Annotated in this window: 10 protein-coding genes; all 10 read right to left on the reverse strand. The window is 59.7% G+C overall.

The window, feature by feature from the left end:
* Positions 1-409: 409 nt before the first annotated feature.
* Entirely contained in the window at positions 410-844 is a 435-nt protein-coding gene (locus ACLBWH_RS15425) for an aconitase X swivel domain-containing protein (RefSeq protein ID WP_447799748.1), read from the reverse strand.
* A complete protein-coding gene (locus tag ACLBWH_RS15430) occupies positions 841-2,085 on the reverse strand; it encodes an aconitase X (protein ID WP_447799749.1) in 1,245 nt (414 codons plus the stop codon). The genes ACLBWH_RS15425 and ACLBWH_RS15430 overlap by 4 nt, the downstream gene beginning before the upstream one ends.
* 202 nt (positions 2,086-2,287) lie before the next feature.
* Positions 2,288-3,229: an alpha/beta hydrolase gene (locus ACLBWH_RS15435; RefSeq protein WP_447799750.1), complete on the reverse strand. Its 942-nt coding sequence runs from the start codon at positions 3,227-3,229 to the stop codon at positions 2,288-2,290.
* Positions 3,226-4,143 carry a sulfite exporter TauE/SafE family protein gene (locus ACLBWH_RS15440; RefSeq protein WP_447799751.1) on the reverse strand — a complete coding sequence of 306 codons (918 nt, stop codon included), beginning with the start codon at positions 4,141-4,143 and terminating at the stop codon, positions 3,226-3,228. The genes ACLBWH_RS15435 and ACLBWH_RS15440 overlap by 4 nt, the downstream gene beginning before the upstream one ends.
* A 69-nt stretch (positions 4,144-4,212) precedes the next feature.
* Positions 4,213-6,162, reverse strand: coding sequence for a M2 family metallopeptidase (locus ACLBWH_RS15445; protein ID WP_447799752.1), 1,950 nt, complete (start codon positions 6,160-6,162; stop codon positions 4,213-4,215).
* A complete protein-coding gene (locus ACLBWH_RS15450; RefSeq protein WP_447799753.1) occupies positions 6,159-7,166 on the reverse strand; it encodes a hypothetical protein in 1,008 nt (335 codons plus the stop codon). The genes ACLBWH_RS15445 and ACLBWH_RS15450 overlap by 4 nt, the downstream gene beginning before the upstream one ends.
* Before the next feature lie 151 nt (positions 7,167-7,317).
* Positions 7,318-9,606: a TonB-dependent receptor gene (locus ACLBWH_RS15455; RefSeq protein WP_447799754.1), complete on the reverse strand. Its 2,289-nt coding sequence runs from the start codon at positions 9,604-9,606 to the stop codon at positions 7,318-7,320.
* Between the two features lie 306 nt (positions 9,607-9,912).
* Positions 9,913-10,599 carry a helix-turn-helix domain-containing protein gene (locus tag ACLBWH_RS15460; RefSeq protein ID WP_447799755.1) on the reverse strand — a complete coding sequence of 229 codons (687 nt, stop codon included), beginning with the start codon at positions 10,597-10,599 and terminating at the stop codon, positions 9,913-9,915.
* Between the two features lie 73 nt (positions 10,600-10,672).
* Positions 10,673-11,914: a M24 family metallopeptidase gene (locus tag ACLBWH_RS15465; RefSeq protein ID WP_447799756.1), complete on the reverse strand. Its 1,242-nt coding sequence runs from the start codon at positions 11,912-11,914 to the stop codon at positions 10,673-10,675.
* Between the two features lie 577 nt (positions 11,915-12,491).
* Positions 12,492-13,109, reverse strand: coding sequence for a TetR/AcrR family transcriptional regulator (locus ACLBWH_RS15470; RefSeq protein ID WP_447799757.1), 618 nt, complete (start codon positions 13,107-13,109; stop codon positions 12,492-12,494).
* Positions 13,110-13,210: the final 101 nt, after the last annotated feature.

Here is a 13,210-nt window from a genome sequence, read left to right on the forward strand (position 1 = left end):
CCGGAGCCGTCCATGACGGGTTGTTTCCTAGCCGTGGCACCAGGAACTGACCTCAGCGGTCGAGACGTTTGATCTCCTCAAGGCTACAGCGACCCAATCCCGGCCATTCACCCCCCTCATTTCGCTGCCCGATACCTGCCGCTCGTTCATGTGAGCGGACCGACCGCTTGAGCGGGTGCTGCCAGCACCTTGGAATGGCTGAGATTGGGGACTTTGCTGACAGGCAGCTTTGACGATCCAGATGATCGAAAGCGGTCACCGCCCCACGCTGTCACAGCCGTTCGGTACTGATTAGAAAGGCCTGACGCCTGCCCTGAGCATCTCGATTGGGATCATATTTCGGGACTGTTCATGCTGGGCGTTAGTGGAATTCCTACTTCAGCGCTGACGGGACTTACCGCGTTCAGAGCTATTCTGCGTCAGACGGGAAGCTTAGGCACCCTAGGTTGCCATCCGACTGCACGGTAACGATCCCTTTTGTCGGAATGTCGCCCCATTGGCTTTCTGGCACCAAAACGATGGGTATGTGAACGCCGTAAAGATCCGCCGCAACCAAGCTGCCAATAGTGAGGATGGGGTCAGCTCGTCCCAGTATGATCGCGACTGGCGCGACTTTGCGCCGGGCGGCTTCGGCCAGCGCACTAGACGATGAGGAGGAACCCCGCGCAGCCGGCATAGCCAGCACCCTGCCGGCAAGCGAGAGGCCATAATCAGAATGATTGACGTCGCAGATCGTGCCGTCCTTCAGATTAAGCCCACCCCATAGGCTTAGCGGAGCAGACAGAAGCGCGATCTGGCCGCTCGCTGCGCCCGAACAAAGGGCTTTCAGCGCTTCTATCTTCATAGGTCCACCACTCGGCCTGCCTCGGCTGATCGCACGCATTGCTCCAAGCTCATCAGCCCAACCCGCCGGCCGAGGTTACCTGGGCCGTAATGCGCCCATTTGCCCGAATTTGTAATGATCGCGCCTGTCGTTTCCCGGACCACAGGGGCCAGATAGGTGCAGGTGTCGACGACGAGGCGTACGCCGAAGGCACTGATCGCACTAAGCTCCGGGGTCTTCTCGACATGCCCGGCGATCTCGCGAGAGGTGGAGACATAGACCTCCACTCCACCCGCCGCACGACGGCCGTCAACGAGACGAGCAAGCCGCCCGAACTCAGCAAGAGAGAAGTGCGGGGTACCAAGGCAAACAGCTGCGATTTTCTCACCGGGCTTTACCGGGCACAGTACGTGTACAGCCTCGCGTAGATGCTTTCCGGTAAACCTGATTTCCGGCAGCTCGGGGGCACCACCCGTCGCCGCTGCCAGGCTCGACGCCTCGGGCGTAAGCCCGATGGCGTGGAACAGCGCGATAGCGCCCGCCGATGCGGCGCTGGCGCCCAGCGCCTTAAACTCATCCTCGTTAGTATCAGACGGCAGACCTATGATGGCCGGCACCCTGCCGGCCGAGGCTAGCCCCAGGACGTATCCGACTGCGGCAAAGTAGAGGTCGCGTGCGAGATCGCTTTCCCCAATCGAGGGTACCTCAACGATCAGCGTTGCTCGCCTGTTCTCGGTCAGGTGCAAGCCGGCTGCCGGAACGCGCCCGGTCAACGCGGCGCACAGGTCGGTGAAGTCGCCATAGCGGTCGGTCCGTGCGCCAAGAACTGAGTTAGCGAAGACGATCGCGTTGGATTCAGCCCAAGCGATATGTTCGCCGATGCCTGGCCGCAGCATTCGTTGATAAGGCGCACAGGTCAGTGTGGGGAGGCATCCCAGCGCCTCGTGCAACTCCGTCAGCTGCGTCTGCTCCGATATCAGGTCCGGGGGGCCTTGGTGCCATCCAGGATGAACGACGTCTACCGCCGCAACGTTGAGGGTCGTCGGCACACGCACCTGTCCGCCAAGGTCGACGAAACGGCGCGCGAAATCGATGCTGGATGGGCCATGATAGAGGCATCCGTCGATATGTGCAGACTGGATCGAGAGGAAGCGTTCGGCTGCGAACGCCTCGGCATATTGCATGAGCAGCCGCATGGCATGGGCCGCTGCGGCGCCATGCTCGCCTGCCAGCAGCGCGCGGTCGATGGGATCGAGCTGCATCACAGGCGGACGAACGCTAAAGGCGGCGGACAGGGCTTGTTGCTAAAACGAAGGCTGCATCTTGCTCCTGCGGCCGGCCTCTCGCGCGAACAGCGGCCCGCACCGTTGATCGACCGGCCAAGGCCAGGCTCCTGTGACCTGACCGACACGTTCGGTGATGCCGTGCCATCGCGGTTTGCAGTCCAGGGTGAGATGCCTCGCGTCATACGCGCGTAACCAAACCAGCCTGGGCGCTCGGCGGGTTTGGATCGAGCAACTTGCGTAGGCCAAAAGTCAGCCCTGGCCCGAGTATCGTGTGATGCGTAGTATCCTCCAGAACACCGGTGAAGATCCGGTCCGACTGTTTGGCCTCCGACACCGCCTCGCCCAAATATTGAACATTACGGGTCATGTGGAGCTCGCTCGGGCTGATTGTCTCTTCTCGATCACCCGCCAACGTCACCACGCGCGGAAAAGGCGAAGCGGCCTTCAGCGCCGCACGCCATTGCCGCAGCAACAGATGGTCATCGAACCACAGCGACGGGCTAAGCGCCAGCACGTTTGAAAATAGCGTCGGCTCCTTCAGTGCAGTTTCCAGCGCAAACAGGCCTCCGAGCGAGTGTCCAACAAGGGTGGACTGCGCGCTATCGACAGTGAACGCGCGCTCGATCATCGGCTTTACGACCGATCCGATGAAATGCCGAAATGGAACAGAGCCCCCGTAGCGAACGTCCTTGATGGGCCCATTGGCGTTTGGAGTGAGGTCATAGCGCCGGCGCGACGCCTTATCCGCTGCCGCCGGATCGGCGTAACCCAGCCCGATTACCAGGCAGGGTGGCACCGATCCGCCCCACTGCATTGTTCGCACCAGTCCTGCGACGACTGCAAAATTGTCCCATCCGTCCAGTACGTAGATCGGCACAGGTTTGCGGCCGCGGATCATCAGCGGCAGATCTTCCTCCACTGGATGGGGATGCGCGATCTGAATGGTGAGCGCCTGTCCGTCTGGCATGGTAAGCAGGCGCTGCTCGCTATCGTCGAGAACGGCAGGTGCCGGGGCGGGAGCAGCCATATGTGAACCGCGCCAAGCCGTTGCCTGCACGCCTGTGGACGCAAATGCAGCGGAGCTGCCAAGCAACACTCCGCGCCGTGAGAAGTTGGTCAATGCGGGTCTCCTGCGATGATATTTGTGTTTGTCGAAGGTGTCAGCGCCGTATGATCGCAGGACGCACGGGCGCGCGCGGCGGAACGCAGCATCAATACCGCCGCATAGGCGACGACGGCCACCACCCCCCAGCGCAGCGCATCAAGTGGCAGTGACTTAATGAGAAAGGCGGCCAGCAGCACCGCTGGCGCCCCACCGATCGCCATGCCCGTCACCAACCCCATATCGAGTGGTCGCGTGCGAACAATGGCTGTGCCGCTCGCGACGAAAATTAACGCGGCGGACCCCATCATAATCGGAAAAGCAGCGCGCGGATCCATGCCCAGCAGGCTGACCAGGATCAGCGTAGGCGCAAAGCTGCCAATGCCAAGGTTGGTAAGTATGCCAAGCATAAGAGACGCGGCGGCGAGGAGCAGGAAACCGCCTGGCGGTAGCGACGATGCGCTGCCGCCACCCGGCAGGACGCTTAGATTGGCAAGGCTGTAGAGCACGGCCGCAATCAGCAGACCTACACCAATGGTTGTTTGGATGGCGCGTATGGGCAGCCGCGGCGCTAGTGCGACGCCAAGCACCGCGCCAACACCAGATGCAGCGATGCAGCTGGCGAGCAGCATTGAATCAACTGCCACAGTAGTTATGTAGACGAAAGCCTCTGTGACAGTCGCAATCGTATAGCCGACGATCATGGTGGAGGGGATCAGTACATCGGGCGTCAGCCGACGTATCTTGAGATATGCGGTGGATGGTGCGAACGAGCCTATGCCTAGTGCATCAAAGAAATTCGCGACCGCGCTTAGCAGTACGCCCTCCAGCCGCGGGGAAACTGGATCCCGCCACCAGCGCAGCGCGAGCGCTACGACAAAGACGAGCGTGGCGAGTGCGAGAACAGTGAGCAGCACTGCTAGGTACGGCATGGCATCCCCCTCACAACGTTGGAAAGAGGTCGACTGCTGCTCGAGATCGCCGGCCCTGGGCGCCGACCGTTACCAACCACATTGCTCTCCAGCGTTCTGCCGATCCAGCCAACGCTGCAACGGCCGGTAATAGGCGATCATCGCGCGAGGATCGGCATCCGATTGCCCGGTAAATAGCTTCAGTGCTTCGGCATTGGATCGTGAAGCGCCGAGCGCCAGCATGGCCTTCAACCGCGTGCCCACTGCCTTGCTGCCGAAGATGGAACACCGGTGAAGCGGCCCCTCCCAGCGGGCGATGCGGCAAGCGGCTTCCTGAAATTGGTACTGGTAGAGGCGCGCCTTGAGGTAGCTTATGTAGGGGACATTCTCTGGCACGTGATATTTAGCGCCAGCATCAAAGCCGTTGTCGGGACGCGGAGTTGGGGGCGCGATACCTTGATATTGGGTCACCAGCTTCCACCAGCTACGGTTGTAGTCGTCAGGCTTGATCGTGCCGGCAAACACGCCCCAGCGCCACTTGTCGAGTGCGGTGGCAAAGGCGAGTAGCGGGACCTTGTCCAACGCACCTTGGAGAAGCTGATCGATATCATCGCCGTCCGATGCATCGGGGGGGAGCACGCCAATCTTGCGGTAATTCGTTGGTGTGGTCGCTGACAGAGCGATGAAATCGCCGATCCCCTCGTGAAAGCCTTCGTCAGCACCCCGGCGGAACAGGAATGGCTGGTCGGCGTAGCTTAGATAATAAAAGTCATGTCCGAGCTCGTGATAAACGATACGAAATTGAGAGCGAGCGACGCGCAGGCACATTTTCAGCCGAACGTCGCGGTTGGTGTTGATCGTCCAGGCCGATGGGTTGCAATCTACGGACCGATCGGCTGGCTTTACAAACTGCGATGTTGTCCAGAAGCTTTGCGGCAGTGGATCAAAACCAAGCGAGGTGTAAAATGCCTCTGCCGTACGAACCATGCGGAGGGAATCATAGCCGGCAGCCTGCAGATAGTGATCAATGTCTGGTCGCGCGGCGGCATCGGGCTGGAGCACATCGAGGATGTTGATCCAGCTTTGTCCCCACATATTGCCCAACAGGTCAGCACGAATGGGACCGGTGCGGGGCTGCACTGTAGTCCCGTAGCGTCGCGAAAGCCGCTTCCGCGTGAAGCAGTGCAGTGCCTGATAGAGCGGGCGCAGCGCTGCCCAGGCATGATCTACATCCTGTGCTGCCTGCGCAGGGGGGCGATCATATCCTGACCGCCATAGTTCCCCCATGTCCGCAAAGCCGAGGCTACGTGCTCCTTTTGCCGACAGGCGAACCATCTCGACATAGGCCGGCTTCATCCGCGTGGCCGTGCCACGCCACCCTTCCCACAACTTCCGAGCCTCGGCAGGGTCGCGGGTCTTCGCCAACAGCACTTCGGCCTCGGCTAGCGAAGTGGGCTTCCCATTGAAGGGGAAAGAACCGGTCGCGAATTGGCTGCTCAGTTGCGTCTGGGCGGCAGCGAGTTGCGCGGCTTCCTGAGGGTCGGCTGGCGGTGGAACGATGGTCGCGATCCGCAGCAGCGCAAGCTTGCGGCTCGAAACCGGATCGACGTGGGTGGGATCGTAGGCAGACGCCTGGCGGGCAAGATCAAGGCTGAGTGCACTCAGCCGCATCCGTGCGTCACTGCTTATCTTGTCGGTGTCGGGCGTGATGTAAGTGGTGTTTACCCAGTCAGCCCGATTGGCCTCGGCCGTCGCCGTTTCCAGCGCGGCTTCCGCCCTGGCTAGAAATGTGCCTACCGGTACCGGCGCCAGTGCTTTGGCCAGTGCCGGCGGTTTTCCACCTGCCATCTGAGATGCGGGCGCAGGCAAGCCATCTGAGCGTTCGCCCGCGGGTCGGGAGACCGTCTGCGCGGTCGCGATATCATATCCCGCACCGGTGAGGACTGAACCAAGGACCATCATCGGCGCGATGCCGAACGCGGAGCAAGGAAACCGCATCTTTCCGGTTGGATTGATGATTGTTTTTGAACCCCGGTTCATGTGCGCGCGCCAATCGCATTGTCACGCAAGCTAAAGACCTCTGCCCGTCGTCGCTGCCAGACGGTGATCGCAGTCGCCAAGTCAGCACGAGCGGTGCCAACCGATTTGAAGATCGTGATCTCACTTTTTGTGCATCTCCCTGTTGTGAGAGAGGCGAGGTTTGCCAAATCACCGCGGATCGACGCCAGCGTTATGGCTCCCGTCCGAAGCGGGTGGATCAGATCTCCAGCCTCGTGGAGAGCGGCCTGGTCGTCGTCGACGTATATAGGACCTGATGCAATGCCCTCATCGTCTAGCTCTCGCATGTCTGGGCGGTAGCCACCGATTAGATCTATATGCATCCCCGGTCGGAGCCACCGACCACGGATGAGCGGTTCGGTAGCCCTGGTCGCCGCCACAACGATGTCAGCGGCCTGCACTGCAAGCTGAAGGTCACAGCAGACATCGATGTCGATGTCGGCCAGACGATCGCGCAAGCGGCGCGCCGCCAGATGCGCCTTCGCGGCGTCTCTCGCCCACAGTGTAATGCGTTTTAGCTGGCGCGCTTCGGCGTGAGCCGCGGCAATGTATGTGCAAAGGTGCCCCGCGCCCAAGATCGCCAGGTGGGAGGCGTCTTGGCGGGCCAGCTTGGCCGCCGCCAGCGCCGAGACCGCAGCCGTTCGCCAACCCGTAAGCTCGCCAGCATCCATAGTGGCGAGCACTTCGCCCGTCCGAAAATCAGCGAGGGTAAACAATCCAGAGATAACTGGCCGCTCGGTACCCGCGTTCCCCGGATTAACCGTCAGCATTTTAATGCCGGCATAATCGTCAGATATCACCGGCATCACAAGGAGCTCGGCCCCGCCCGTCCAGTCAAGGCGCTGCCGCAGAGGTGCACGGCTTTGCGCAAGGAAGAAGTCTGACAACCTATCCAGGAGCTTTGCTCCAGTGAGAACGCGTGCGACGTCCGCCGCAGTCAGGTGTGAAATCCCGTGGTTTGTGGGCGCGTTCGCATGGAACGACATTCTGCTTCCTTCTTCCCAGGTCTCGATATCCCGGGATCAATCGGTTGGATTTGAGCTTGTCGCCTCATGAATCGTAGCCGATGTTTGTGTCAGAGTACCGGCATGATCGCTGGCTTGTTTCTGCGACATCTCGGATTGAGCCGTGGTATCGTCAAATCGACCAGTCAAAGGTCAATCGAATGGTCCTCGGCTTGATCGTTCCCAGCTGATCGTAATAGCTCCCGACACCAAGAAGCTCGCCAAAGTAGCGGGGGAATGTATAATCGTCTGTAACCCCACGCCTATCGAACAGATTGTCCGCTGCCAGCGTCAAGCGCCAAGATCCTGCGTCAACACCTGTGCGCAATCCAAAGGTCTCAAAGCCCGGAATGAGGACGTATGGTGTATTGACACTGAGACGGTAGCTGTTGGGCCGATTCGAACTGAAGGTGAACGTCCCGCCAGCGAATCCCTTGAGTTGATCGGAGATAGGGCGCTCATAATCTGCGGTCAACGAGCCCGACCACCGCGGCGCACCGGCCATCCGTTCGCCCGGCACGGCGCCGACACCTGTTCGTTCGTCAGACGTAATCCTGGAATCAGTATAGGACAACGTTCCAGCAAGGTTGAGCCCTCGTACCGGCAGCAGGGTGGCCGAAGCCTCAAAGCCCTTACTATCGGCCGTCCCGTTATTGCCGCGGAAGGTCAAGCGGTTGACGATAAGCGGCAGCTGTATGGATGACCAGTCAATGTAAAAGCCTGAGAGCGTGAAGGTCGCCTTCTTATCAGGCGTGCTCAGTTTCAGGCCTGCCTCATAGTTTGTCAGCTCCTCCGGTCCGAACGAAGGCGGGATCGCCTGCCCGATGGCGAAGAAGTTGGGTCCACCGGCGCGGTACCCAGTGGAAACATTAGCATAAAGGAGGATTTCCTTGGCCGGATGGAACCGGCCGGTCGCGCTCCACGTAACCTTGTTGTCGTCGGACGCACCACTTCGACCGTTGAACGCGCCGGAATTATTGGTTCCAAAACCGTTCTGACCATTGTGACTATATCGAACGCCGCCCGCAATGTCGAACATGCGGCTGAAGTAGTAGGTTGCGTTCGCGAACACAGCCTTCTCAGCATAGCTCGCAATTGTGCCGCTCGCGTCACTGTCCAGCGACTGCATTGACGGCAGATCGATCAGGTAATCAGTCGAGGTACGATTATAATGTTCGTTGGTGTAAAAACCGCCTAGCTGCCACTCAAGACCATGGCCCGAAGCGCTCGGTGATTGGAGTCTCACCTCCTGCACGAACTTATTATTCGTGCCCTGGAAAACAGTGCTATACTGGGATGTGGGGTCGATTGCTACTGAGGTACTGGCCCGGCTGAAGCGCTGCCGCGTCCAGGCGGTTGACGAGATCAGGCTGGCGAAGCCGAAGTCGTAGCTCACCACCGCATTGTACATGTTGAAGCGGTCAGATACGCCTTCGGGGATCGGGCGGGCTTGCGTCAGATCGCCAAACGCTGGCGTCTGAGTGGTGCGGAGCGCGTCGACCGAGGAATCGCCGCCCGTGGTTAGACGTTGAAGCAGCGCTGTCAGCTTGATGTTCAAACCATCGAGCGGGCGGAGTTCCAGAATAGCGCGAACGCCCCGGTTCTTGGCCCAGTTCACGTCTTTCTCGTTCAGAGAGACGTTGTCGATGTAGCCCGCATCCTTGCGATAGAAGCCTACCACTCGCAGCGCAGCCCAATCAGCCATGGGAACGTTGATCATGCCCTTTATGCCGAGGTCCGTACCGCCCTCGTGAACGGCCCCTATGTTGGCTGACCCGGCCGCAGCAACGCGATCAAATTTCGGTGATTGGGGCACGTACTTGATAACGCCGCCAAGGGCGTTGGCACCGTAAAGCGTGCCTTGCGGACCACGCAGGATTTCGACCCGCTGTAGATCGAAGGGATCTGGATCGATGTTCAGATCCCCTGACAGCGAAGACGTGGCGGAGGTGTTCAACGGCACCTCGTCGAAGTACGTGGCCACCGAGGTACTCGGCTGCGTTGTACCGACATTTACGCCGCGTATGCTGATCTGAGTCCGTCCTGGCGTGACGCTTTGGAACGAAACGCCAGGAGCGAGGCGGATGAAGTCCTGGAACGAGCTCAAGCCGAGCTCCTGGAGGCGATTGCCACTTAGCGCAGTAACGGAGCTCGCGACGTTCAGGAGGGTGTCGTCACGCTTGGCGGCGGTCACGACAATATCGCCATCGTTGGACGCGGTCACCGTGGGTGTAGCAGATTGATCGGCAGCGGGATCGCTATTGGTTGTGAGGGTAGCCCTACTGGTCTGAGCAGAGGCGCCCTGCGCGGCCAAAAGAGGAAGAGCCGCGACACTGGTCAATATGATCGCACGTGCGGCCCTGCGGATCGCGCTGATCGACGTCCCAGAAGCGCCTTCACCGTTGCCAAAAATCGCCGCCATATACCCACCCCTTCGCTGATTCGTCTATTCCGCAAGAAACTTGCCGAACAGTCATACTAACTTTCCGATCTGTCAATAGCGATGCGGCCAGCTGAAGCGTCTTGAGTTGCAATGGCAGCGGGCAGCCATGTGGCAGCAATGGAAGGGGGCGGACAAACAAACGAGATGCCGGGCGCTTGATGCTAGCGGCTCGGGACACCTCGCGGTGAGGTAATGTGCAATGCAGCCAGAACCATCGCCGGGGGACGAACCAGCATTTTTGCCATAGTAAGAGGATTTTCTTGCAAGGGAACGAAAAGCGCTTGCCTAAGCACCTAAAAGCTTCGCCTTTGCTTCTTGAGCCGTAGGCTGTTCCAACGGGTCATCGCCAGCCTGTTCGCTTGACGCAATGATGAGGATCCGGGCAGGTCCCGGCCCCGCGTTGAGGTACACATGTCCCACATGACTATCGAAGTAGGTCGACTCACCCACAGCTAGGCGAAGAGGTGCATAAAGGTCGGTACGAACCTCAACCGTCCCTTCAAGAACATAGGCAAATTCCTCTCCAGAGTGCCTCAGCAATCCCTTGAATTCGTTGAGCGATCGAGCATGTAACTCCATAATGATCGGAGAGAAGCGTTTGGCGACTAGATCCTCTGCAAGGTATCGGTAGCTGTAGACACCTGCCTCTATGATAAATCCGCTGTTACCGCGCTGGACGCTACGACGCCCCAATGGGGTTGGCATTTTGTCATAACCCGGTGTGCCGCTTTCTGTAAAAAGACGAGCAATGTCGACCTGGAGTGAAGATGCTAGCTGGATCAACTTGTCATAGGTTAACGACCGCTGCCCGTTTTCAATTTTCGACAGCGTTGACACAGCAAGGCCAGTTTCTTTCGAAGCCTGCGCAAGACTCCACCCACGCTCTTTGCGGATAGCTCGGAGCGCCGCCCCCAAAGTGGGTTTGTCAGATCCCGTCATTGCCTTAATGTCTTCCCGGGTTGGTCGCTTCACCGCACGAACCTAGCGGAGTCAGGCTATTTTGCCACATTTTTCCAACGTGGAAAGCTTAGTGCCCTCTTGTTCGCTAGACAGGTTGGTCAAGTGAGGTCGGTGGAGTTGAGAACCAACGCGGGCCGTCCTCCGTCATGTAGAAGCAATCTTCAATGCGGACGCCGAACAGGTCCGGAACATAAAGCCCTGGTTCGTTCGAGAAACACATGCCCGGTTGAAGCCGCCCCATTTCACCGCGTACTAGGTTGATTGGTTCATGGCCGTCGAGGCCTATGCCGTGGCCGGTTCGATGGGAAAGCCCTGGAAGCCGATATCCGGGTCCATAGCCGAGTCCTTCATAGTAGCTCCTTACAGCATCATCGATCGCTCCGGCCGGTTTCCCGACAACTGCGGCATGAAACGCCACCTGCTGACCTTGCTGCACCTGCGACCACAGCGTGCGCTGGCGATTGGTTGGCTTGCCGACGACGAAGGTACGTGAGACATCCGACTGGTAGCCATCGACGCTACAACCACAATCCATGAGCACCATATCCTGAGGCCGAACCACTTGTGGCTCGTTCGAACCGTGAGGCAGGGCACTCGCTTTCCCGACCAACACCTCCTCAAATTCAGATTTGCCACCCAGCCTTTCAGTCGCGCCTTTCATAATGGCCTGTACGTCTGCTGGTTTCATGCCAATTTGAACGCGTGGCACCGTGTACCGATAGGCGGCGATGGTTATGTCCGTTGCGTACTGCATCAGCGCGAGCTCAGCCGGCGATTTAATCAGACGGCACCTCCGGACGACGTCCGAGGCGCTGCGGAAGCTGACCTGGGGCCGGCTGCGCATCATGCCATCGACGATAAAGAAGCGGACGGTTTCCTCTACGCCGATCGCACCTGCGTCTGCCGGTATTGCCGATGCGATCAGCGCGATCGGATCCTCGTCCTCAAGCCATGTATGCACCCGTGCCTCTATGGCGAGCGACTCTCGTACCGAAGGTTCTTCGAATGACGGGGTGATAACACTGATTTCGCCAATCACCGGAATTAAAGCGCAGGTGATCCGCTCGCTGCGCCACCAGTCGATCCCGGTGTAGTATCGCATGCTGGCGCCAGGCTCGACCAGGATGGCGGCAAGACCCTGCTCGCGCATAAGTACCTGTGCACATGCAATTCGCGCGCGGATTTCAGTTGCCGTGATTGGCTTTGGTCGCGGTGTCAGCTTCGCCAATCCCGAGCCGCTCGGTGGTACGTTTCCCGCCGCACTTAAACCAAGGGTCGCTGTCACCCCTTTCAGCAGGTTACGGCGCCCCGTCTCAACATAAACCATGCAACAATCCCGACGCTTGCCACCCGTTTACCCCTTCTATCGACATCCTTTCCGATTTGGCAACGAAATCGACAATTAGTCCTCCTCCCGGCGTGCTGTAGGGCACACCGGCGGGATCATCCTTCTTGTTCCATTGTCGTACTACAGCTGTCGCTCAAGGGAAGGCAGCGGGACAGCTAAGGCAGGATCAGTCTCCGATGCGTCGGGGTTGAGCCGTTTTCCCGAAACCTGGTCCCGATTGCGTTTTCCCGAAAAGGTCCGTTGGAGACGGAGAAACGGGACTGCTGCGAGTTGGTGGAACGGCCGTTTTCAGGATTACCGGCCGATCTACCGAACGACCGGAAGTGAGTCGCAAGCTGACGGGCAGCACCGCGGCCACGCAGACCCACAAGTGGACATCCAGCCTTGCTGGATCGCACCCCGAAAGCGGTCGCTCGTTCAGTTTTGTATTTTCGCATGGACCAGCAAGGAGACCGGCGACTTCTCAGGGATCGGAATGGAGTGGCAGTCGCTCACGTAGCTCACTGCTTGAGATACAAAATCGCCAGGCCAGCCGCTAGAATGGCCGATGGCTACTTTAGACGTTACCGTCCTTCACCCTATAGCGGAGACCATTTACGAGTGTGGCGACCATACGCTGCGCGGCTTCGGTATGACCGTCCCGCGCGGCCATGCATAGGCTCGCCGCAGCGTTGAGGAATTCGTCGGGCCCGATTTCGCTTCCGATCGCCCTCGCCGCCGCCGCCGCCTCGAACAGCTTCCGGACAGCGGGTCGCAGACGTTGCTCGCGGCGCGCGGGGAGCGCGTCGAACGCGGGATCGCCGGAGTGCAGCGCCTGCGCAAGGCCGTGCTTAGTGGCCGCGAGATCGACGAAATGCCGCATCCACAGTGCGAGCGCCTCGAACGGAGGATGGGCCGCCGCCAAAGCATCCGCCGCATCGGCGCAGCTATCCAGCTCCTGAGCGAAAACGGCGGCGATGAGATCGGGGCGCCGCGGAAAATGCCGATACACAGTACCGACCCCGACGCCGGCTCTCTCTGCAATGTCCCGCACCGGCGCGTCGACGCCGGCCTCGGCAAAGACCTCCTTGGCGGCCTTCAACAGCGTGACCAGATTCCGTTGCGCGTCGGCGCGCACGCGGCGCCCTGCCGGCGGCGCACCCTCGGTATTTTGCTCGGCCGACCTGTCGTCCATCAGATTCCATTTGCTAAACGGAACATGTTCCGTATTAAGCGGATCGCGTTCCGTTTACTTGCTACCGCACTGGAACGACCGCGGCAAGGATCGCCCGCACA

The sequence above is a fragment of the Sphingomonas sp. M6A6_1c genome (assembly GCF_053345135.1).